Source organism: Acinetobacter sp. 12966 (assembly GCF_031196995.1).
Classification (GTDB): domain Bacteria; phylum Pseudomonadota; class Gammaproteobacteria; order Pseudomonadales; family Moraxellaceae; genus Acinetobacter; species Acinetobacter geminorum.
Genome location: NZ_JAVIMC010000026.1, coordinates 86,623 through 109,032 on the forward strand (window position 1 = coordinate 86,623; position 22,410 = coordinate 109,032).

19 protein-coding genes are annotated in these 22,410 nt (G+C 39.5%); 10 read left to right on the top strand and 9 right to left on the bottom strand.

Annotated features, from left to right (window positions below; translation table 11 throughout):
• Positions 1-8 precede the first annotated feature (8 nt).
• Entirely contained in the window at positions 9-1,376 is a 1,368-nt protein-coding gene (locus tag RFW85_RS04820) for a nucleobase:cation symporter-2 family protein (RefSeq protein ID WP_309171207.1), read from the top strand.
• 121 nt (positions 1,377-1,497) lie between these two features.
• The gene (locus RFW85_RS04825; RefSeq protein WP_032005006.1) at positions 1,498-2,223 is read left to right on the top strand and encodes an outer membrane protein OmpK; all 726 of its coding nucleotides are present in this window, start codon (positions 1,498-1,500) and stop codon (positions 2,221-2,223) included.
• A gap of 53 nt (positions 2,224-2,276) precedes the next feature.
• Here the strand turns inward: RFW85_RS04825 and hpxO are convergent, their stop codons facing one another.
• Positions 2,277-3,434, bottom strand: coding sequence for an FAD-dependent urate hydroxylase HpxO (gene hpxO / locus RFW85_RS04830; protein WP_002121900.1), 1,158 nt, complete (start codon positions 3,432-3,434; stop codon positions 2,277-2,279).
• Between the two features lie 199 nt (positions 3,435-3,633).
• Here hpxO and alc point away from each other — a divergent pair, with 199 nt between their 5' ends.
• Together alc and RFW85_RS04840 are read left to right on the top strand one after the other, a co-directional pair.
• Entirely contained in the window at positions 3,634-4,644 is a 1,011-nt protein-coding gene (gene alc / locus RFW85_RS04835; RefSeq protein WP_170248000.1) for an allantoicase, read from the top strand.
• A complete protein-coding gene (locus RFW85_RS04840) occupies positions 4,641-5,144 on the top strand; it encodes an ureidoglycolate lyase (protein ID WP_199964082.1) in 504 nt (167 codons plus the stop codon). Before alc ends, RFW85_RS04840 begins: the two co-directional genes overlap by 4 nt.
• 129 nt (positions 5,145-5,273) lie before the next feature.
• Here RFW85_RS04840 and parE read toward each other — a convergent pair whose 3' ends face one another.
• Both parE and RFW85_RS04850 read right to left on the bottom strand, forming a co-directional pair.
• Complete coding sequence (gene parE / locus RFW85_RS04845) at positions 5,274-7,157, bottom strand: DNA topoisomerase IV subunit B (protein ID WP_086266283.1); 1,884 nt, start codon at positions 7,155-7,157, stop codon at positions 5,274-5,276.
• Between the two features lie 14 nt (positions 7,158-7,171).
• Positions 7,172-7,753 (bottom strand): YqiA/YcfP family alpha/beta fold hydrolase, encoded by a 582-nt coding sequence (locus tag RFW85_RS04850; protein WP_206235666.1) that lies wholly within the window; start codon positions 7,751-7,753, stop codon positions 7,172-7,174.
• 211 nt (positions 7,754-7,964) lie between these two features.
• On the opposite strand from RFW85_RS04850, the gene RFW85_RS04855 reads away from it, so the two are divergent.
• Positions 7,965-9,308, top strand: coding sequence for a hypothetical protein (locus RFW85_RS04855; protein WP_309171208.1), 1,344 nt, complete (start codon positions 7,965-7,967; stop codon positions 9,306-9,308).
• A 62-nt stretch (positions 9,309-9,370) separates the two neighbouring features.
• On the opposite strand, the gene RFW85_RS04860 is transcribed toward RFW85_RS04855, so the two are convergent.
• The 6 genes from RFW85_RS04860 to gshA all read right to left on the bottom strand — a co-directional run bounded on the left by RFW85_RS04860 (position 9,371) and on the right by gshA (position 17,045).
• A complete protein-coding gene (locus RFW85_RS04860; protein ID WP_309171209.1) occupies positions 9,371-9,910 on the bottom strand; it encodes a hypothetical protein in 540 nt (179 codons plus the stop codon).
• 35 nt (positions 9,911-9,945) lie between these two features.
• Positions 9,946-10,305, bottom strand: coding sequence for a lysozyme inhibitor LprI family protein (locus RFW85_RS04865; RefSeq protein ID WP_309171210.1), 360 nt, complete (start codon positions 10,303-10,305; stop codon positions 9,946-9,948).
• Positions 10,298-11,893, bottom strand: coding sequence for a pesticin C-terminus-like muramidase (locus RFW85_RS04870; protein ID WP_309171211.1), 1,596 nt, complete (start codon positions 11,891-11,893; stop codon positions 10,298-10,300). The genes RFW85_RS04865 and RFW85_RS04870 overlap by 8 nt, the downstream gene beginning before the upstream one ends.
• 3 nt (positions 11,894-11,896) lie before the next feature.
• Positions 11,897-14,773 (bottom strand): type VI secretion system Vgr family protein, encoded by a 2,877-nt coding sequence (locus tag RFW85_RS04875; RefSeq protein WP_309171212.1) that lies wholly within the window; start codon positions 14,771-14,773, stop codon positions 11,897-11,899.
• A gap of 156 nt (positions 14,774-14,929) precedes the next feature.
• Entirely contained in the window at positions 14,930-15,451 is a 522-nt protein-coding gene (locus RFW85_RS04880; protein WP_309171213.1) for a disulfide bond formation protein B, read from the bottom strand.
• A gap of 16 nt (positions 15,452-15,467) precedes the next feature.
• A complete protein-coding gene (gene gshA / locus RFW85_RS04885) occupies positions 15,468-17,045 on the bottom strand; it encodes a glutamate--cysteine ligase (protein WP_309171214.1) in 1,578 nt (525 codons plus the stop codon).
• 168 nt (positions 17,046-17,213) lie between these two features.
• Here gshA and RFW85_RS04890 point away from each other — a divergent pair, with 168 nt between their 5' ends.
• From RFW85_RS04890 to RFW85_RS04910, 5 genes are all read left to right on the top strand, one after another.
• The gene (locus RFW85_RS04890) at positions 17,214-17,753 is read left to right on the top strand and encodes a DUF924 family protein (RefSeq protein ID WP_309171215.1); all 540 of its coding nucleotides are present in this window, start codon (positions 17,214-17,216) and stop codon (positions 17,751-17,753) included.
• A gap of 59 nt (positions 17,754-17,812) precedes the next feature.
• Positions 17,813-18,376 (top strand): hypothetical protein, encoded by a 564-nt coding sequence (locus tag RFW85_RS04895; RefSeq protein WP_086265697.1) that lies wholly within the window; start codon positions 17,813-17,815, stop codon positions 18,374-18,376.
• Positions 18,377-18,389: 13 nt separating this feature from the next.
• Positions 18,390-19,700 (top strand): DUF445 domain-containing protein, encoded by a 1,311-nt coding sequence (locus RFW85_RS04900; protein ID WP_005078711.1) that lies wholly within the window; start codon positions 18,390-18,392, stop codon positions 19,698-19,700.
• A gap of 28 nt (positions 19,701-19,728) precedes the next feature.
• Positions 19,729-20,883, top strand: coding sequence for a pyridoxal phosphate-dependent aminotransferase (locus tag RFW85_RS04905; protein ID WP_170247989.1), 1,155 nt, complete (start codon positions 19,729-19,731; stop codon positions 20,881-20,883).
• A 106-nt stretch (positions 20,884-20,989) separates the two neighbouring features.
• Positions 20,990-22,357: an MATE family efflux transporter gene (locus RFW85_RS04910; RefSeq protein ID WP_216076500.1), complete on the top strand. Its 1,368-nt coding sequence runs from the start codon at positions 20,990-20,992 to the stop codon at positions 22,355-22,357.
• Positions 22,358-22,410 lie beyond the last annotated feature (53 nt).

Here is a 22,410-nt window from a genome sequence, read left to right on the forward strand (position 1 = left end):
AGAAAAATATGAATCATCAGCAAAAAAATGCGATTTCTCCAGAGCATGAATATTTAGGAATTTCCAAAAGTTTTGCTTACGGCTTACAGCATGTGCTGACCATGTATGGTGGCATTGTAGCCCCGCCTTTGATTATTGGAACGGCAGCTGGCTTAAGCTCAGCACAAATCGGAATGTTAATTGCGGCTGCGCTATTTGTAGGTGGATTGGCAACACTGATTCAAACAATCGGTACCAAATATCTAGGCGCAAAATTACCTCTGGTACAGGGTGTATCTTTCGCGGGTGTTGCAACGATGGTCGCCATTATCACTACCGGCGGTGGTTTACCTGCTGTCTACGGCGCGGTCATTGCTGCATCTCTAATTGGACTGTGTCTTGCACCTTATTTTTCTAAAATTATTCGTTTTTTCCCACCTGTTGTGACAGGATGCGTCATCACGATTATTGGTCTATCTTTGTTACCCGTTGCGATTCGCTGGATGATGGGTGGGAACAATAAAGCGCCTGACTGGGGTAGCGTAGAAAATATCTCTTTGGCACTGCTGACCTTAGGCATTGTGATTGTTCTAAATATGCTGCCGCAAGCAGGCATCCGACGCATATCAATTTTGTTGGCTATTGTTACCGGTACTATCCTCGCCTACTTTATGGGTTTTGGTGATTTTAGTCAGGTGAGCTCAGGCGCATGGCTCCAATTTCCACACTTATTTGCATTTGGTTTACCGACTTTCGAGCTCAGCGCTATCTTGTCGATGTTGATCGTCACTTTGGTGATTATGACTGAAACCACAGCCGATATTATTGCTGTTGGAGACATTGTAGGAACTGAGGTAGATGCTAAACGTATCGCCAATGGTGTTCGTGCGGATATGTTTTCCAGTGCTTTTGCCCCTCTCTTTGGTTCATTCATGCAAAGCGCTTTTGCCCAAAATGTTGGGCTGGTTGCGATTACAGGTATCAAGAGTCGATTTGTCGTAGCAGCAGGCGGTGTCATTCTGATTATTTTGGGTCTACTACCTATTATGGGTCGTTTAATTGCAGCGATTCCAATGCCCGTACTTGGTGGTGCAGGTTTGGTCTTGTTTGGGTCGGTTGCAGCGAGTGGAATTCGTACTTTGGCAAAGATAGATTATAACGATCAGAAAAATTTGATTATTGTGGCAACTGCTTTATCGGCAGGGATGATCCCGATTATTAACCATGAGTTTTATGCTCATTTCCCGGTTTGGGTACAAACTTTGTTCCATTCGGGCATTAGTTCAACTTGTATCTTTGCTATCTTATTGAATTTATTATTTAATCATTTACCTTCATTTCGTAGCTCGCGTACCCCGCATTTGAGCCAAACAATAAACACAAGAAATACTCATTAAAGATTTAGTTTTTAGCGCCCCACCTCGGTGGGCTTTTTTTTAACCGTTGATCAAATTTGGCTTCATTTTTGCTTAAGACCCTGTATCCTTAGCGTGCTTTATTTGGGGGGAGATCATTTAAATGCAATTAAAGCAACTTGCGGCGACTTGTGCCTTGTTATCTGCAACTGCCATGGTTCAGGCGAAACCAATCTGGCAAGATTTTAGTGTGACTGGACTTTATGGTGAAAACTATGAAGTTGTAGATGACAAAGAAACCACGATTACTTTGGAATATGCAGCAAAAGTTAAATACGCTGATGTGTTTTTCTTTATGGACCGCATGCGTGGTGAAAATGACCACAAAAGTACTTACTTTGAGTTATCACCACGACTAAGTTTAGGCGAAGTGTCTGGTAAAAAATTGTCGTATGGCCCAATCAAAGATGTACTCATTAGTACTACTTGGGAAGGTAACAGTGAAGACGGCAACAACTTCGACAACTTCCTTTATGGTTTTGCAGTTGATTTAGATATCCCATATTTCCAATATGCAAATTTAAACTTCTACCGTGCAAACAATGAGAACACTGACGACGATTATCAAATGACATTCGTTTATGGTATTCCATTAAAATTAGGATCTGAAGATTTCTTGGTAGATGGTTTCCTTGACTGGTCAACTGCTGAAGGCGACCATGCGAGCGAGTTGAACTGGACAACTCAGTGGAAATGGAATGTAGGTAAACACATTTCTCCCGATACACGTCTATACCTAGGTATCGAGCACTCAGTGTGGAATAACAAATTTGGTATTAAAGGTGCCGACGAAAATAACGTTAGTGCCTTGGTTAAATACCACTTCTAAAATCCAAATTTAGAAGATAAAACAGCAAGGAAAGTTCCTTGCTGTTTTTGTTTTTAATCAAGTGGATTACCCACAATATTACTAATAATCCCCTGCATAATATGCCCACCTTGTTCACGACGTAATTCTTCATACCATGCTTGTGTAACCGCTTCATCTTTCATATGTGTCACATCACAACGTTTGCGTGCGCGAAGCACCAATTCATTGGCACGTTCATTCCGCTTGTTTTGATAGCGACGTAAAGCGTCCTCTAGCCCCAAAGTATTAATTTGCAGAGAGCGCGCTAAATAAATCGCGTCTTCCATCGCTTGGCAACCGCCTTGCCCAATATCAGGTGTCGTGCTATGTGCAGCATCACCCAAAATCACCACGCGACCTTTATAAAATTGAGTGAACGGTTCAATATCATGGATTTCCACCCGATTAGTCTTTTGCGGGTCTAAGCGTTCAATAAGCTGCTGTACGGGTTGACACCAATCAACAAAATATTGTTTTAAAAGTTTTTTATATTCATCTCGATTATTATCTAGCCCTGCTGGTAAAGGCACATCTAAAAAGAAATAGAACTTTCCATCTGCAACTGGCATTAAAGAAGCTCGCTTGCCTTCGCCCACATAAGTCGTCCATTGCTGGGCCGGAGCTAAATCTTCAGAGATCTCAACCAAACCATTCCAGTTTACATAACCCGCGTAACGGCGCTGTACTTGCTGGCCCAACACATAGGCACGAGTCAGTGAATGCGTACCATCGGCCCCAATTAATAGATCGGCCTCCGTTGAGCTACCATCTGCAAAATGAACCTCGACATAATCAGCTTTGTCTTCAAGGCTGACCATTTTTTTGCCTAAATAAATCTGATCACGACCAAATTCATCCATCAACATATTTTGTAAATCAGCACGTGCAACCGGATAAGGTCTTTGGCCCACTTCTTCAATTAATGGCAGTAAACTGAATTGTGTCATCACATCTCCAGTTAAACCGTCCACATAGGCCAAATCATCCATTTGTCCACCAAGTTTGGCGATTTTGTCAGTTAATCCCAGATAGTTCAGACATTTCACACCATTCGACCACAGCGAAATTGCAGCGCCGACAGGAAGAATTTTTTCAGTTTGCTCAAAAATGCGAACTTGGTGACCAAATTTCTTTAATGCAATGCCTGTGGTTAGACCTCCCATTCCTGCACCAATAATCACCACATTCATAATACTCTCCTATAGATATTCACCTATAGGGTGCCTATGCTAAAAACATGCCATCGTTCAAAATTTATTTAGCTTTTCCACAAAACTGGCATGCACCATGCTTATATATTTACGTGTAAAACTCGTCTCAGCACACTCCGTGTTGACGCAGTTTTAAATGAAAAATCATGTTTTTAACAAGAAATACGGATACTCCACTATGGCAACATTGCACGCTCCCGCTTTTGAACTTCCTGAGATTTTGAATACTAAAACCAATTTGGCAGATGCCCGAATTGGTGCACAAGTCATTGAGTGTTCAGATGATTTCTTTGCTGAAGCAAAACGTATGCTGCAATTTGATGCACCTATTTTTGTTGAAGATAAATTTGATGACAACGGCAAATGGATGGATGGATGGGAGACGCGCCGTAAACGTCACGCAGGCTATGATTGGTGTATCGTGAAGTTAGGTGTAAGTGGAAAAATCACTGCACTTGATATTGATACCAGCTTTTTTACAGGAAATTATCCTGCATCTGCATCATTAGAAGCATGTTATGCACCAAATGGGGACCTGTCAGGGGCAAAATGGGAGAATGTTTTAGGAAATACTGAACTAGGCCCAAGCCAGCATCATATTTTTATGGTCAATAATGATGCACTTTTCACTCATATACGCCTTAATATTTTCCCAGATGGCGGTATTGCCCGTTTACGTGTCTATGGTGATGTTCATATTCAGGTAACTGACAGCGAACAAACTCTCGATTTATTGGCTCTCGAAAATGGTGGCCGCGTAGTTGCCTATAGTGATGCTCATTTTGGCCACCCGCGTAATTTGATTAACCCAGGCCGTGGCGTCAACATGGGCGATGGGTGGGAAACCAAACGCCGCCGTGCACCGGGTTATGACTGGTGTATTCTTGCGTTGGGTAAAAGCGGAAAAATTGAAAAGCTTGAAATTGATACAGCTCATTTTAAAGGGAACTTCCCTGCCCAAGTATCCATTCAAGCGGTTTACCTTGAAAACGCAACCGATGCACAGTTAATTCCTCAAAGTATGTTCTGGTCTTATTTACTTGAAGCTCAACCGATGCAAATGGACCATATTCATGAATATGTGAATGAGATTTTACAACATGAAAAAATCTCGCATATTCGTATTAACATGATTCCAGATGGTGGTATTAGCCGTGTTCGTTTATGGGGAAAAATTGCCAAGTCATGATGATGAATACTGTTCAAATTCAGCCCTTAACCATTGAAAACTTCCAGCCCTTCGGAGAAGTCATCTGTTGTGACGGGCATGACTTTTTTCATATTAATGATGCCCACACCGAGCGCTACCATGCGCTCGTTGAAACTGAAATTGAAGGGGAAGCAAAGGCAGGAATTAGTATTTTCCGTAATATTAAAGCCAGTGTGTTGCCTCTAGAAATTTCAATGCTAGAACGCCATCCCAAAGGCTCTCAGGCATTTATTCCACTACAGCAACAAAAGTTTTTAATTATCGTGGCACCCGCTTTGGACGAAAACACCCCTGATATTTCAAAACTATGTGCTTTCGTCTCGAATGGAAAGCAAAGTATTAATTATCGGGCAGGCACATGGCATCATCCTTTGCTTACGTTTGAGGCACCAAGTGATTTTGCAGTAGTAGATCGAATTGGAGGGGGAGCGAATTGTGATATTTTTCAATTCCCACAGGCTATAAAAATTACGACCTAAATTAAAATATACAGATCTATCTAATTTAATGATCTAAACCTTAATAGCAGCAATCGTTGTGGTGATTTCTAACAATCTTAGGTTTATATAAAAAATCCCCGTCAATTGAACGGGGATTTTTTCATTTTTCTAAACAGTAATATCAGCTAAGTTACCCTTCTGTTCAAGCCACTGCTTGCGGTCCGCTGAACGTTTTTTGGCAAGTAATTTGTCGAGTAAACCTGCCGTTAAGTGAACATCATCTAGGTCAAGCTGAACTAAACGACGCGTGTTCGGATCCATAGTCGTTTCACGTAATTGAATCGCATTCATCTCACCCAACCCTTTGAATCGGGTAATTTGCGGATTTCGATTGCCTTTAACATTTTTCAAAATAGCTTCAAGCTCATCATCATCAAGCGCGTAATAAACATCTTTACCAATATCGATACGGAATAATGGTGGCATTGCTACATACAAATGCCCTTCTTCAACCAATGCTGGAAAGTGTTTAACGAATAAGGCGCATAATAAGGTCGCAATGTGTAAACCGTCAGAGTCAGCATCAGCTAAAATACAAATTTTGCCGTAACGTAGTTCAGATAAATCATCACTGCCCGGGTCTACCCCGATGGCAATCGCAATGTCGTGAACCTCTTGAGAAGCCAAAACCTCATCTGAAGAAACTTCCCACGTATTTAAGATCTTTCCACGAATTGGCATGATGGCCTGAAAGTTTTTATCGCGTGCTTGCTTGGCACTACCACCTGCCGAGTCACCCTCGACAATAAATAGCTCACTGTCTTCACGAGTTTGCCCCACACAGTCAGCCAATTTACCCGGTAAAGCAGGACCAGAGACAATCTTTTTACGCTCAACTTTTTTAGCTGCTTTTAAACGACGACCCGCTTTCGAAATCGCCATTTCAGCCAGTTGCATCGCGATTTCAGCATGTTGGTTTAGCCAGAGTGAAAAAGCATCTTTAGCAATATTTAAAACAATATTTGATGCTTCACGACTCGAAAGACGCTCTTTGGTTTGACCTGAAAACTGCGGCTCTTGGAACTTGAGCGACAAGATATAGTTCACGCCATCCCAAACATCTTCTGCCGAGAGTTTAAGATTACGCGGTAACAAGTTACGTAACTCACAGAATTCACGTAACGCCTCAGTAACCCCAGAGCGTAAACCGTTCACATGAGTACCGCCTTGTGCGGTCGGAATTAAGTTGACATAACTTTCTTGAACCTGTTCACCGCCTTCCACATTCCAACAAATCGCAAATTCACAAGCCGCACGGTCTGCCTGACCACTGCTCACAAATGCAGGATTTGGCAAGATTTCGCGGTCTTGTAATTCATCCATCAAATAATCGACGAGGCCATTTTCAAATTGCCACTCGATTTTTTCATCATTAATTTGATCGATATAAATAATTTTTAAGCCAGCCGCTAAAACAGCTTTGGCTTTTAAATTGTGTTTCAGTGCTTTTAACGCAAATTTTGGACTATCAAAATATTTAGCTTCTGGCCAAAAATGTACAGTTGTACCTGTCGCACGTTTTGGTGCTTTACCCTCAAGAACAGCTAAAGGTGCTACTGGTTCACCCTGCTCAAAGGCCATTTGGTATAGGTTACCCTGACGTTGAACTTCGACCTCAACCCGTGTTGATAAAGCGTTTACAACGGAAATGCCCACACCATGTAAACCACCCGAAAACTGATAGTTATCGGTGCTGAATTTACCACCAGCATGGAGCTTGGTTAGAATAATTTCGATACCACTTTGTCCATATTCAGGGTGAATATCAACTGGCATACCACGGCCGTTATCTTCAACCGACAACGAACCATCTTTATAAACCGTGACACATATTTTGTCGGCATGACCAGCTAATGCTTCATCAACAGCATTATCAATAACTTCTTGGGCTAAATGGTTAGGTCGAGTCGTATCGGTATACATCCCTGGACGACGACGAACAGGGTCTAAACCGGAAAGAACTTCAAGCGATTGAGCCGTATATTGTGTCACGTTGTACGTTTTCCTTATTTGATGGTGTGCGCAAAGAATTCGATCACTAACGGTAATTTTTCTTCAAAATCTTCCATAGCATGATTGCCATGAGCATCCGTCAAAATCAATGAGGATGGCGTTGCAGCACTATAATAGCGTTGTGCTTGACGATAATCCAAAATTTCGTCGCCTTGTTGCAATAAGACGAGTATTTTGTCGGCATTTTCAGGTTGATTCAGTTCCAGTTGTTCTAACTGCCTTAACTGAACATGATCAATTGACCATTGATCATTCACCACATAGGGCATACTTTCAACTTGAAATAACTCATCAAACAGTTTCCATGGTTGCATAGCAGGATTAATCAGTACAGCTGGAACATTGTATTTCGCGACAAAATATGTCGCAAAAAACCCGCCAAGGCTACTACCGACTAAGGCTACATCTTGTAAAGACTCTATCAGCTCTGAAACTTGCTCAACCACTAGATCAGGAGATCTATTTAAGTCTGGCAAATGCACATTTATGCCCAATTCGCTACAATACTGTCTAAGACTCAGCCCTTTAATTGAAAGAGAGCTACTATTAAAGCCATGGAGGTAGATAATATTCATATATTTTCCCTCTAAATTGAGAATAAATTCACATTTTTGTTCTCAGTTTGTATATAACAACACTATTGTCAGACAAGAAAAACCACTCAACTAACCATTCATCAGTATTTTAAAAAAATGTGTTATTTAAACTACTAAGATGGAAACGTTTACTGCCGTTGATAAAAAGTACAGCTTAAAACGTCGGTTATAACGTATATGGGGAAAAGATATGCCGAGCTTAACACCACTACATGAAACTTATTGTAAATGGGATCGTACGCCACCTAGTCAGGCAGACGTACTAGAAGGTTTAGCTCAACTGTTCAGCACCAGCTTAAATGGTGTACATGAATTAATACAAGTTATTAATATTGAAGTCTTAAAAAATGCTTTTGGTGTGAGCACACAAAATGCTAAAAACTTTCAAAAACGACCATTTGTGCAAAAGGCATATCAATTTTCTTATGGTGCTTTACAAAAATACGGTAGCTGTTTTTTAGCGCCAAGCTTACGTCATATTATTGAAAAATATCCCACACTTCACGAAAAACCACTCACCCCGAGCTTACATTTTTTAGTCGGAATTTTGAATGGTGTTTTTGGGGATTACCTACTCAAGCAACATAGTCCTCTCGCTCTACCAATAGTGTTATACGATCACTACGGTGCAATACAACAAGGGGAACTTGCAGGCCGTATTGTAATTATGGTTCATGGTTTGTGTATGAATCATCTGACTTGGTCAAATGCACACTATGGCGGCATTGGTGAGCGCCTGTTAGCGCAGCGTGACCATAACACCATGTTGTATTTAAATTACAATACAGGGCGACGTATTTCGGCCAATGGTCGCAGCTTCTCAAATTTATTAGAAGATCTCGTAAAAAATAATCCAAGAATTACCAGCATTGATGTGATTGGTCATAGTATGGGGGGATTGGTTTCACGTAGTGCATTGTTCTACGGTAAACAAAATATGTACCAATGGATTCATATGGTCGAGAATCTGGTGTGTATTGGTTCCCCACATCATGGTGCGGTCTTGGAGCGCTTTGGTTTTACCATACAAGATAAGCTCGGGGCTTTCCCTTTTGTAGGTTTACTTGGTCAACTGGTTAATATTCGCAGTAACGGTATTTTAGACTTACGCCACGGTAGTGTTCGTGATGACGATTGGGAACATATGGATGCCCGTATTGGTATGATGGATGATAACCGCGCGCCTGCTCCACTGCCTTCACATATCAACACCTTTTTAGTTGCAGGGACCTTAGAATTTGAAAAAGTGCGCAATAAAGCGTTAACCGTAATTGGCGACTACTTAGTGAGTGTAAAAAGCGCGCTGGGTGAACATCCTAATCCACGTTTTCAGCTCAAAGTTCCTGATTCACATAAAGCTGTGTTTTATGGCTTAAATCACTTTGAAATTCAGTATCATTCAAGCGTTGCCGAACAGATTACTCGCTGGCTATATCCTCATGCGAATGATTATGTGCAAGAAGGTATTCAAACCCATATTATTGATATGCCGAACTATACGCTTGAAGATTTAGAAGGAATTGTAGAGACATAAACAAAGCCCAACTTAATGTTGGGCTTTGTTTAATTTAAATTATTTTAAAAAACATGAATTCATCAATAATTTTTCTCTAACCATTTTTTAATTTCAGAAATAGTTTTATATTTATAATAGACTTTCCCTTCTGCAACCCCTTCAAAACCCTCTGCATTACTACCTAATATATTTGTTATATTTTTCAGATTTAAAACCTTATTTTTACTAATTTGATATAGGTTAACTTGGTAAATTTCACCTTCAATTTGTGGAGTACAACAGTAATATGATGAGTTAAGGGTGATTAATATAGGAGGTTTTCTTTTATTTGATTTATAAATACTGACAGCTAAAAGTTTAGGCCTCTCTTTAGCTGCAAAATCAGAGTAATCACCAACAAATATTTTCTTCTCTTGATCTCCAAAATAACCTTTAAGATATGAACCTTCTGCAGACTCACAAACATAGTTATAGAATTTATAATCATTTTTCTTAAACACACTTAATTTTACTATTCCATTTATACTACATTTATTTTCTGCAAATAAATCTCGACTGTACATTACTAACAATAAGAATAAAGAGAAAATAAAAACCTCTCTACTATTTAGAATATCCATATTTTCTCACTACAAAAACATTCATCTCTAGGAAACTAATATTTCTTTAAAAAAGAAATTCTTTCTTTTGTCATTTCAGTTTGACATTCTATAGCTTCAAAATGACTCTCTCTCCCATATTCACTTTCATCTGCAACGCATATAATATCCTTCTTTTTAACCCACTCTCTTTGAGAATCCCTTAACTTTCTTTTATTTTCTTTAGATAGTGTTGATATTTTTTTTTGATATAATGAATTTAAAATTTTATCATTTTTTTTATAATCAGCTAAATAACAGTTCAATATATCATTAAAAACTGTACTATCTGGAATACATACTGAACTAACTTTCTCTGCAAATGTACATGAAGAAATAAAGATAGTTAAAATATAAATTTGAATTCTTTTATTCATAACAATCACACTTTAATCCTTTTTCAAAAATATTTGCTTCTTCTCTTCGACGTTTACCCACACCACTATTTCCTTTTGGTCCCGTTTTATTCCAAAGTTTAGACATATCTCTTAAAATATTAGGAATTTCTTCAGGCTTTTTATTTTTTAATGCATCTTGAACTTGTCTCATATGCTTACGTGTTAAACCTCTTTTAGGGGGTTTTGGATCTACTAAACCTGGTCCTCTATTAAAAACTAAAGAAAGTAACACGCCTTGGCAATGTGGGTGTAAGGTTAGAGTTTCAGGATAAATAGATAATACCTGATTTGCATAACGTGTTTTTAATACAGTTGCTAATTTCAATGCATCATCTTTAGTAATCGTAATATCTGATAATTTCTGTATAAGGTTATGAGCATTATTACCCTTTTTACCTTGTGCGATCATTAAACGCTCTATTTGATCTTTAGTATAAAATTTTGCTAAATCTTGTTGAATTTGTGATTTCGATTGCTGACCTAAATCATATCCTATAGCGATTGTAACGCCACTTGAATCATCACCTGGATGATAAGGTCTTGGTTCATATCTTTCAAATTCTAATATTTTTTTCCACATTTCCATCGAAATAATATAGGGGCCAGGCGTAGTATCAAATGAAATAGTCTCAACTACGCATTCGGATGGGCAATCTTTAGCCTTAACTTTCTTATTAATCTCTGGATCATTCTGTGCCGTACTGCCTTTTGTTATATCTACATCCAGATGAAACTCAACAGGGTTGTTTTTGACTCGCGTTGCCATATAGGTTTGTGTCTTTAAAGGCTTACCATCAGGCTTATACACCGTAAATTCTAGTTTCTGCCCTACCATGCTTTGTAATGGTAATTTTCCATTCGAAATACTAAACAGCTGTTTTTTACCATTTTCAACAACTAACATTTCCACATTAGTTTTTTCTACAATGTAGTCACTTCCATCTCGATCTAAAATTTTAATCGTAGATGCACTTTTAAATTTTTCATAAGGCTCATCTAATTTAATAAAAATTGGTTGAGAACTGCCATTAGCAGAATTTATTGAACTTTTTAAAACAAATGTATCATTTGATGTTAATACTAAGACCTCTATGTCTCTATTAGGTGATGAACGTACTTCTACTATGCCTTCATCATTTGTATATTTATCGGGTGAATTTCCTTTACCTTTTGGTCGTGATTGAATAGGAAAGTTTTTCATAACTTTTCCATTCATATCAACAATTTTAAAAAAAGTACTTACGATTCCTTTGGTTGAGCTGGATTGCTTTACTTGTTTATATTCATCAATTGTTTTTGGCAACTGAACTTTAATAGGATTTTTTTCTGAGGAATGAATAGAAGAGTTTATCGTTTTAAATACTGTATAATCTTTTTGATTAGGAGGCTTTGCTAATATCTCAACAGTTCTATTTGGTGAAGCCTGAAATACAAAAAGACCGAGTTTATCAGTTTTTTGGCTATTAGCATTTAATGAATCTTTATATCTAGATTGTACATTTAAATTAATAATCTGCTTTCCAGACTTATCATAAAACTTAGAAGTAATAGTGACTAATTTACTCATTAATCAAAACTCCTCTTCTGTATAGACGTCATCATTTTCTTCGTCATACAAAAGTGTTTCCTCTAAAAGCTCATCAATATTTTCACTATCAGGCATATTTTGCTTTAACTGAATATAATCTGAATTAAAAATCATTGCAGTAAAGTCTGCTTCTTCTGGTGTATAAAACCGTAATGAACTTAAATTATTATTCTTATCAAGCTTATTTTTATGGGTTTTTATAAGGCTATTGTTCTTTTTATTTATAATAAATAGTTCTTTTTTATCTTCCGAATTTATATTCCAGTTATAGTTAATTTTATTACTATAAGGTGTTTTTATAGTAGGTAAGCTTATCTTGGGAACAACAATATTTGCACCGCTCATAAATAAATGCTGACCTGCTTTAACCTCAAGCTTGCCCCCAGTTACAGGGAAAATACCCGAACTATTAATCTTGAGTTGTGAACCGTCCGCAGTGAGTATAATTTCTTTTGGGCTAGTTATTTCGATTCTATCTTCTGTTGAAATAATCTGTATCCCTTTTCGTGCAATGATATCTGTACCATCACTTTGTGCTTGTAACTCAATTCTGCCCTTACCTGCATACATTCTTGCTCCATTTTGAGCTGCAAAAAAACTTATCTTATTCTGGGCATGAGCAATAAAATTCTTTTGAGTACTCAGGTTAATACTATCACCAGCAGTTTGGCTAATATGTCCATCTGCACTCAGATGGATATTTTCATTACTAGTAAGGGCCATACTATTTGGTGCACTTAACACCATAATCGCTTGTTTAAATGCAGTAGCTTTATCTCTGTCTCGCTGTTCAATCTGATCTAAAAAGGTTTTTAAATGATCAAGAACTTCCAATGGATCTGTTTGCTGATTTTTAGCAACTTCACTTAGAGCTTTGCTGTTGTTTAACCCGCCTTCAAGCTGCTGTTTGGATTCATTCGCATCAAGGTGAAGTCCTTGAGCTTGCTCTTGTGCATAGGTACTGATGAGCATGCCTTTACCTGCACGCACAGCTCCCCAAGCATCTGTTCTTAGCTCAAAGCCTTCACCACGACTCTGACTCGTCGCTTGTTCTTTCGGATGGCTTAAATTGCCTAAATTCAGTTGCGTCGCTGCATGGCTACTTTGTAATTGGGTACTAATTTGCCCCGTTGTGTCATCAAAGCGTAATTGGTTAAAGCCACTACCACTGATTTCCTGACTGCGAATTCCGCTCAGTTTTTTAGTATCAGGAAGCTGCCCTTTCACATCGAACTTGGTTGGTGAGCGCTGCGCTTCATGGATGCGCCCAGTCACAAATGGACGATCAATATTGCCATCAAAGAAGTCAATGACAACCACTTCTCCAATACGTGGCAAGAAACGTGCACCATAGCCTTCGCCTGCCCAAGGAGTCAGTACATCCACCCAAGCTGAGTCGGTATCATTCTCATTGCTACCTGCGCCACCATCGTGCCCATGATCATCACTACGGGTAAATAGAAAACGCACCTTAATGCGCCCCCATTCATCAACATGAATAGTTTCTCCCTCTGGCCCCACGACTTTGGCTCTTTGCGGGTAAGCAATTGGGCGATGCTGTTCTGGATTATATTCAGGTGCCGTCTTGATCTGACGGCGTATTAGGGTCAGCTCATTACCTTGGCGCTCAATATCATCATAACCATGTTTATCCCAACGACTTTGGGTTAACAACTGGCTAACTTGCTGATGTAAATCTTTTGGTAAGTTATTTTGGTTATAGAAATTTTTAGCAATAATCAGGAATTCTTGATCAGCCCCTTCATGCTGATCAATTTCAGGATGCTCCTGTAGGTTAAACCAATAACCAACTTGGCTATCACGGACACTACTATAGGCCTTAAAGTATTTGGCCTGACTCGCATACATGTCAGTGAAGTGCTGATTTAATTTCTCTAGCTGATTACTACTTGAAGCAGTGGCCTGATCTTCCCCTTTCAAATCTTGCATCCAAGCAGGACTAACATGCCATGCTTGTTCAAGACTCAAACTCGCTGAATCAAATTGCTCTGAATGGAGGTGTGTAGTGATAACTGAACCTACACCTTCTTCATGTGCTAGAGCATCAGGTTGCCAACGTTGCACATGTACAGCAGTCGGCTGCAAAGTCCGCACCGCAACAAAACCTGTAATGCTATCTTGATATTCTGTTGCACTACTTCTGTGATAGCGAATACTGCGTCGTTCTAAAGCTTGGTACTGGCTATTGTCATCAATGAGTCTTAGTTTTTGCGCTTGTATTGGTGCAGTAAAATGAGGGACAAAAAGCTCTGCTTCATCAATTACCCAACTAACACCTTCACTTCGCCACAAGCGTGTAAGAAAGTCATAATCAGACTCATTGTGCTGCATGATAAATGGGCGAATATCATAACTCTGACTTAAACCACTGAGATCGAGACTTAAACTTTTCGCAAAAAGTGGACTTCTTTCTTGCCATTCTTTAAATAAAACTTCCGTGACTTCAATAATGCTTTTATTCATAAAAACACGACTATTACGGCGCTTGTGCCATAAGTTTGTCGCGTCTTTTAAGGTGAGTTTATAAAGCGTTAAAGCACCGTCACTCTGGCCATAACTCGCTTCTGTCACAATTCCAGTAGTTCGAAATAATTGTCCAGAATCAGTGACCTGATCAACGGCAACTTGCACACCTATAAACTGCTTCAATGCAATTTGGGCACTCGTTGAAAGGCAGATCAACTCAGCTTCCAATCCCCCATTTAGCTGATGTTGGCCTTCTATACGTTGTAAAAAAACTTGGCTATTGAGTCGTTCATTAGAAAATTGCACATGGACGGCACGTTTCTGCGCACTTAACCCTATTTTTTCCAAAACATTAAAGATATTAAAAAGCATTTTTTATAATCATAAGGATATAAAACGGCTGCACTTTATAAAAAACAGACCTATCTGTCTATATCATTATTCTTTTTTTGAATTTGTTTTCTTATATTTTGACCTATTCCTAAGCAATAAAAAGCCCAACATAGTGTTGGGCTTTTTTAAAGAGCTTTAAGCTCTTTTTTTGGTTGTCTTAAATACTGGATAAAAACGGAATAACTGCCATAAACAGACCAGTAATAGTAAGAGGAAGTAGACCAATGACCAAACTGGTAAAGATTGACCTAAAAAGGTCCAATCAATTGCTGCACATTCACCGGAACCCGACAATACTTCTTGTAAAACCGTTTTCATTGGTAAGGCATCAATTAAATAATTTAAACCTGGGCCACAGCTTGGTACTTGATCTGGTGGTAAATGTTGCAACCAGACATGACGTCCTGCCACACCCACTGACCATAAAATTCCAATGCCTGCTAAAAATGCATAAAAACGTTTAATCGCATTGGAAACTGGGTTATGCAAAAAGGCTATGAGTGCTACAAGGCCCATCGCCATTAAGCCAACACGTTGAAAAATACAGAGCGGACATGGCTCTAAACCTTTTACATGTTCCAGATACAACGCAAAAGACATGCCGACTATACTTGCTAAAACAAGTAGTCCACTCACCAAACGGTAACTTAATCGCATGTAAAACCTCGTTTTATTATCGATATTGTTCAAGATATTGATCAAAACTGATCTTGGTATCTTGCTCAAGTTTTTCTTGCTGCTGTAAAGATTGCGCAGCCAACTGTTCAAAATGTTTCAAAGTTTCCACACTAAGCTCATGCTGTTCATAACTTTCAGCATGTAACTGAGCCATGTGGCTACCAAAACTCCAAGTTCCACCATGCTTTAACGTATCGTCAATGACATGGGCAGATAAAGTTTCATCAACTTCATCAATTCGTGCTTGCATGACCGCCAAAGCTGAACCATACAAGTCCGTTGCATAGGTCTGATCAAGTAGCTGTGCACAATCTTGCATTTTTGCAATATGTAAACGTGCCCAATCTTCGATGTGATATGACCCAGTTAAATCTGTAATGGTGGCGTTTGGCGCTCGACCTCGGTTGACCACCTCTGTCTGGTTTTTCTCAACCAAGTCTTGCTCAGAACATAACAAGTCTGGGCTATCACTTAACAAACAATAAAGTGCTAACACTTCAAGAAAGCCTGCTGTCGTTTCATCAATGCCAATTGCCGAGTATGGATTTACATCTACAGCACGTAACTCAACATAGCCCACGCCTCGATTTTTTAAAGCTTGAGACGGTGTTTCACCTGCTTGAGGCACCTGTTTTGGACGTACTAGACTGTAATATTCATTCTCAATCTGCAAAACATGATCATTAATTTGCAACGGCTCACCAGATGCATCATTTAACCCTAAACGGCTAAATGGTGGGTAAGGAGAATGAACGGCTTTTTGTAAACCATCCAAATAACCACATAAATTGTTGTAATGAATACCTAAGCTTTTTTGGGCTGAGTTTTGATAGCCCAATCGCCCCATACGGAGTGCTGTAGCATACGGTAAATAGTATGAACCTTTGATTAAAGGCAACAACTGATGTTTGTGTCCGGTCAAGAAACAGCGACATACCGTTGGGCTTGCACCCACCAAAAACATAACCAGTGGCGTTAAACGGATAAAATTACGAATAAGACCAAAATAACGATGGCTACGGTAACCCTGCAAACTTAATGATTTTAATTGTTCGTCAGTTTCATGAGCTTGTAGCTCAGCAAAAAGTGTATCTGGGAAAGATAAGTTGTAATGCACCCCTGAAATGGTCTGCATACGACGACCATATCGAATTCCTAACCCACGGCGGTATAGTGTTTTAAAACGACCAATATTAGAGGTGCCGTACTGCGCTAGACGAATGCGTTCTTCATTGTCGTCTAACATACATGGCATAGACAGCGGCCAGAGTTTTTCACCATTTTCTAAATGACGATGCACAACCGCATGAATATCGGTAAGCTCATGCAGAGCTTCTTCAATGGTTGCCTTAGGTGAAGTAATAAACTCCATCAACGCTTCTGAATAATCAGTCGTAATTTTTGGATGTGTTAACGCTGAACCTAATGCTTTCGGATGTAACTCTTGTGATAAGAACCCATTACTTTGCATACGTAGGCTTTCACGCTCTATTCCACGTAACATGCCTTGTAGTAGCGACGAATCCACCCAAGCAGGAATAACTGATTGAGATGGTGTAGTGGGTTGACTCATGCATTTGCTCGCTTATTAAAGATCACTATATACAAAATCGTGAGATGATACGGTTACTTATATAATCACATCATTCCAGTTTGGCAATTTTTATCACAATCTTGTTATTTAAGACACGAAAGAATTGTGATTTTATTGAAGAATAATTGCTAAAGAGTTGTCAATATCATGAACGAACAAGACATTTTAAACTTCTGGTTTTCTCCTGAACACCGTTCACTTTGGTTTGCAAAAAGTGATGATTTTGACAAAAAAATCCGTGAAAATTTTTCTGATGTTCATCGACAGGCAACTCAAGCAGAACTCTGGTCTTGGCGAAAAACAGCAGAAGGTCGTTTGGCAGAGATTATTGTACTAGACCAGTTTTCTCGCAACATCTATCGTGATCAGCCCCAATCTTTTGCCTATGACAGCTTGGCATTAGCTTTGGCACAAGAAGCAATTAGTTTGCAATTAGACGCACAGCTTAATCCAGAGCAACGCTCTTTTTTATATATGCCGTTTATGCATAGTGAATCAAAATTGATCCATGAATTTGCCTTGAAACTATTTCAACGTCTTGGCAATGAAATTAACTTAAGCTTTGAGAAAAAGCATAAAGTCATTATTGATCAATTTGGACGCTATCCTCATCGCAATACCATTCTTGGGCGTGTTTCTACTCCAGAGGAAACCGAATTTTTATTAGAACCGAACAGTAGTTTTTAAAGCTTATTAATTTTTAATGCTGAGTCATCTTTGTTTTAATGCTCAGCTGGGAGTTCACCATGAAATATCTCTCTCTTTGTTTAGCATTAGGCGTTGCCTTAACTTTAACTGCTTGTGCGACGACTCCAAGTAAACCAAAAACCTTTGATCAACTTGGCCAGTTTTCCGCATACCCTTTAAATGCGCAAACGTTTCGTATTAGTTTCCAAGCCGATCCGAATATGAGTTACGGTGCAGCTGAAGAAATCACTTTGGTAAAATCAGCACAAACGACCGTGCAAAAAGGTTTCCGCTTTTTTAAAGTACTGAATGACCCAAGTAACCAAAGTCAGAAACCACCACGTCAGGCTGTGGTTTATCCATCTGCGCCGAGCTTTTATCCTTATGGCTATGGTCGTCGCTATCCGGGTTTCTGGCATGATCCATTCTATGATTTCCCACAAGTGGTCAATATCGACCCTGTTCAAGTGTCGTATACTATTGAATGTTATCGGGATCAAAAGCAGGCTCCTCAAGACGCTTTTGATGCAACCTTGATCTTGAAATCAATCGGACAAAAATATGGATTGAGTCCGACAGGAGCGCTGTTGCCACCGCCCGAGCCTCCAGTAAAACAAAAATGAATAGGATAAATTTATGAGCATGGCAGAAGAAGTTCACCACGTGCCCAGTCTTAAACGTAGTAAATATTTTGCTACCCTAGCGCTAATCATCGTCGTTGTGCTGTGGATTGCACTGATGGTAGCCGACCGTTTTCTGCCAGAGTACACAGGTTTTATTCATATTTTAATGCTAGGGGCCGAAGCAGGTGTAGTTGGTGGTCTAGCCGATTGGTACGCGATTACAGTTCTGTTTCGGAACCCTTTTGGTAAGTTACCGATTCCTAAGTTTTTACGCGACCATACCGAGATTATTCCGCGCAATAAGGCACGCATTGCAGAGTCAATGGGCCGTTTTGTACAGGAAAATTTTCTTTCGCCTCAAGTAGTCGAAAGAAGCTTAGAAAAAACAGACTTAAGTCTCGCAATTGGTCAATGGTTGGCAAGTCCACAAAACAATACTCAAGTAGTGCAGCTCATTCAGCAAACTGTACCGAAAATTTTTGAATTTGTGAGCCAAGAGCAAATTGCTAATTTCGTGCAAAACAACAGTGTGCAATGGGTACGTAATACCCAAGTCAACAAACTCGCCAGTGAGATGCTACGCGCGGTATTGGAAAATGATTTCCACCAAGACGTTTTACAGCGTGGTCTCGATATCGCTCATGAATGGGTCGTACAAAATCCAGATAAAACTCGTGAATTAACCCGAAAAATGTTTAAAGCACTAGGCGTCTGGTCACTTGCAAGAGGTGCAAGCTGGATTGGAATTGATGTTCAACAACGTACCATCGACTCATTGGTTGAAAAAGTAGAATCGATGCTGGCAGACCATGAACACCCATGGCGGCAAGAAATTGAAACAATTGCACATTCACTCATGCTGGAACTAGCGAAACCCGATAGTGTTGCCAGTCAACGTCTTAACAGTGGTAAAGATGCGCTCCTTGATAGTCCTCAAGTTCTAAATTTCATTAGTGGTGCTGTCACCATTTTGTGTGATGCCATTAAAGAAGATTTAATGAAAGAAGACTCTGGCATTGCAATGAACCTGCGGGCTGCGATTCAGCAGCTCGGTGAAAACCTTGTTCAAAATGTAAAAGTACGTGAAGTTCTCAACAAAGAAATGACAGGACTTGCCATGAATTTTACGGATCAGTATAGCCATAAAATCATACGCTATGTGAGTGAACGCATTCATGAATGGGACTCACGTGAAATGATCGGGAAAATTGAAAATGAAGTCGGTGGCGACTTGCACATGATCCGTGTAAATGGTGTGGTAGTGGGTGCATTTATTGGTTTGACACTCGGTGTAATTCGGGCAGTGATTGAATCAATTTTATAACTTTAAATATTTTTAATAAGAGAACAATATGCTTCAGCTACAGTCAAAATTGGCCACTCAAGGCGTGACTATTTTTAGTACCATGACGGCACTGGCACATCGTCTAGGTGCACTCAACCTGTCACAGGGCTTTCCAGATTTTCCGGCGCCACAAGCCCTACTTGAAGCCTTATCTCAAGCGACTTTAGCTGGACATAATCAGTACCCGCCTGGCGATGGTATTCTCGGTTTACGGGAGCAACTCGCTTTACAATTTCAGCAGCGTGATCAAATTCAACTTGATCCTGTTACTCAAATCACGATTACTCCCGGTGCAACCATTGCAATTTTTTGTGCCATACAAGCCTGCATCAATGCAGGTGATGAAGTCATTATTTTTGACCCAAGTTATGATAGTTATGGCCCTTCTGTCGAATTAGCAGGCGGCAAAGCGGTTCATATTGCCCTGCAAGCACCCGACTTTAAGGTGAACTGGCAACAGGTTAAAGATTTGATCAATGACAAAACACGCATGATTGTGGTGAATACTCCCCATAATCCAACAGGTACGATCTGGGATAAACAAGACTGGTTAGAACTCATTGAACTGATTCAAGATAAAAATATTTTAGTTTTATCCGATGAAGTCTATGAACACTTAGTTTTTGATAGTCAACAACACTTTAGTGCATTGCATTTTCCAGAGCTCAGAGAGCGTAGTTTTGTAATTGGTTCTTTTGGAAAAACCTTTCATGTGACGGGATGGAAAACAGGTTACTGCGTCGCTTCACCTGAACTGATGCGTTTATTCCGCCAGATTTATCAATATGCGAACTTCTGTGGTACGACTCCTTGTCAGATTGCTCTAGCACAATATATGGAGCAACATCCAGAACATATTCAAGAGCTTTCGCAGTTTTACCAAACGAAAAGAGATCGATTTAATCAGGCAATTCATAATAGTCGTTTTTTACTTAAACCTTCTCAAGGTACTTATTTCCAAAACCTCGATTACAGTCAAATTCGTCCCGACTTAAACGATGTAGAAATGTGCCAGTTTCTTGCCGAACAACATAAGATTGTGGCTATTCCAGTTTCGGTTTTCTATCAGCAAGCGCCTGAGTCTTTACGCTTGATTCGATTCTGCTTTGCTAAAAATGATGAGACTCTGAAAAAAGCAGGAGAAATTTTGAATCAATGTTAATAAATTTAGCCACTTAGCGCTGTAAAAATACTACAAGTCATTCGCTCCAACTATGCTAAGTTGAATATCCGCCCAGCTCAACAAAGAGATGGGCGATGGAGAATACATGCCACCAAGACAGTCCTTAATTCAACAGCAAAATCTATGGAAAACATTTTTTGTTTTCTTGCTACCCTTGATTGCAACCAATATTTTGCAGAACTTGTCGGGAACTATTAACACCATCTTTGTTGGTCAAATGATGGGAGTTGATGCGATTGCTGCCGTCTCGGTTTTTTTTCCTATCTTATTTTTGCTCCTCGCTTTTATCATCGGGATTTCAACGGGTACTACTGTTTTAGTAGGACAAGCATGGGGCGCGCAAAATATAGAAAAGGTCCAAAGTGTGGTTGGTTCTACCCTGTTTATGACCATCATTGGCGGAATTATTACCGCGATTATCGGTGTGTTTTTCGCTCATGATATTTTGGAGCTTTTAGGTACAGATCCCAAGGTCATGCATCTTTCTTTGCCGTATGTGCAATGGATGCTGGCAGGTAGCCCACTTCTGTTCGTTTATATTATCTATACCTCAATTTTACGTGGTGTGGGAGATAGTACAACCCCTTTACTGGCCCTTGCTCTAACAAGTGTAATTGGTTTAGTAATTACCCCAATATTACTTAAAGGTTATTTTGGCTTACCTGCTCTTGGGATTATTGCTCCAGCAATCGCAACGATCATGGGTTATGTGGCTATTTTGATTTTTCTCGCGATTTATCTAAATAAGAAAAATCATCCACTCCGGCCGAATCGTCAACTTCTGCAACATATTCGTCATAATCCAGAACTGAGTAAAATCATTTTACGTTTAGGCGTCCCAACTGGTATTCAAATGATTACGACCTCAATGGCGGGTTTAGTTATTGTTGGGTTGGTTAACCATTATGGTTCACATGCTACAGCAGCGTATGGTGCAGTGAATCAGGTGCTCAACTACATTCAGTTTCCAGCGATTTCGATCTCCATCGCAGCCTCAATTTTTGCAGCGCAAGCGATTGGTGCGGGTAAATCAGATCTCTTAGCACGAGTAACTCGCACGGCTCTGGGAATGAACTTTTTATTTACAGGTACCTTAATTGCACTTGGTTATCTATTTTCAAAATATTTGATGGCTTTATTCATCACAGACCCAACTGTGGTGGTGTTAGGACAGCAGCTTTTATTTATTGTACTTTGGGCAATTTTATTCTTTGGCGCAGGTGCCATTTTTGCATCTATCATGCGTGCGAGCGGTACCGTGACTGTTCCAATGCTGATTAACATCTCTGCCATTTTATTTATTGAGATTCCATGTGCTTACTGGTTTAGCTCAATGTGGGGACTTAAAGGCATTTGGGTTGCCTATGCCTTGGCATTTGTCAGTCTATGTATTATTCAAGGCTTGTATTATCAATTTATCTGGAAGAAAAAGACGATCAAAGTTCTTATTTAGAACTATTTAAATATTATAAAAAAAGCCATCAATTGATGGCTTTTTTGCATTGA

What these genes read in the sequence shown, in the direction of transcription:
- RFW85_RS04820 (WP_309171207.1), top strand. Translation starts at nt 9, where the DNA reads ATGAATCATCAGCAAAAAAATGCGATTTCTCCAGAGCATGAATATTTA.
- RFW85_RS04825 (WP_032005006.1), top strand. Translation starts at nt 1,498, where the DNA reads ATGCAATTAAAGCAACTTGCGGCGACTTGTGCCTTGTTATCTGCAACT.
- hpxO (WP_002121900.1), bottom strand. Translation starts at nt 3,434, where the DNA reads ATGAATGTGGTGATTATTGGTGCAGGAATGGGAGGTCTAACCACAGGC.
- alc (WP_170248000.1), top strand. Translation starts at nt 3,634, where the DNA reads ATGGCAACATTGCACGCTCCCGCTTTTGAACTTCCTGAGATTTTGAAT.
- RFW85_RS04840 (WP_199964082.1), top strand. Translation starts at nt 4,641, where the DNA reads ATGATGATGAATACTGTTCAAATTCAGCCCTTAACCATTGAAAACTTC.
- RFW85_RS04850 (WP_206235666.1), bottom strand. Translation starts at nt 7,753, where the DNA reads ATGAATATTATCTACCTCCATGGCTTTAATAGTAGCTCTCTTTCAATT.
- RFW85_RS04855 (WP_309171208.1), top strand. Translation starts at nt 7,965, where the DNA reads ATGCCGAGCTTAACACCACTACATGAAACTTATTGTAAATGGGATCGT.
- RFW85_RS04860 (WP_309171209.1), bottom strand. Translation starts at nt 9,910, where the DNA reads ATGGATATTCTAAATAGTAGAGAGGTTTTTATTTTCTCTTTATTCTTA.
- RFW85_RS04865 (WP_309171210.1), bottom strand. Translation starts at nt 10,305, where the DNA reads ATGAATAAAAGAATTCAAATTTATATTTTAACTATCTTTATTTCTTCA.
- RFW85_RS04870 (WP_309171211.1), bottom strand. Translation starts at nt 11,893, where the DNA reads ATGAGTAAATTAGTCACTATTACTTCTAAGTTTTATGATAAGTCTGGA.
- RFW85_RS04875 (WP_309171212.1), bottom strand. Translation starts at nt 14,773, where the DNA reads ATGCTTTTTAATATCTTTAATGTTTTGGAAAAAATAGGGTTAAGTGCG.
- RFW85_RS04880 (WP_309171213.1), bottom strand. Translation starts at nt 15,451, where the DNA reads ATGCGATTAAGTTACCGTTTGGTGAGTGGACTACTTGTTTTAGCAAGT.
- gshA (WP_309171214.1), bottom strand. Translation starts at nt 17,045, where the DNA reads ATGAGTCAACCCACTACACCATCTCAATCAGTTATTCCTGCTTGGGTG.
- RFW85_RS04890 (WP_309171215.1), top strand. Translation starts at nt 17,214, where the DNA reads ATGAACGAACAAGACATTTTAAACTTCTGGTTTTCTCCTGAACACCGT.
- RFW85_RS04895 (WP_086265697.1), top strand. Translation starts at nt 17,813, where the DNA reads ATGAAATATCTCTCTCTTTGTTTAGCATTAGGCGTTGCCTTAACTTTA.
- RFW85_RS04900 (WP_005078711.1), top strand. Translation starts at nt 18,390, where the DNA reads ATGAGCATGGCAGAAGAAGTTCACCACGTGCCCAGTCTTAAACGTAGT.
- RFW85_RS04905 (WP_170247989.1), top strand. Translation starts at nt 19,729, where the DNA reads ATGCTTCAGCTACAGTCAAAATTGGCCACTCAAGGCGTGACTATTTTT.
- RFW85_RS04910 (WP_216076500.1), top strand. Translation starts at nt 20,990, where the DNA reads ATGCCACCAAGACAGTCCTTAATTCAACAGCAAAATCTATGGAAAACA.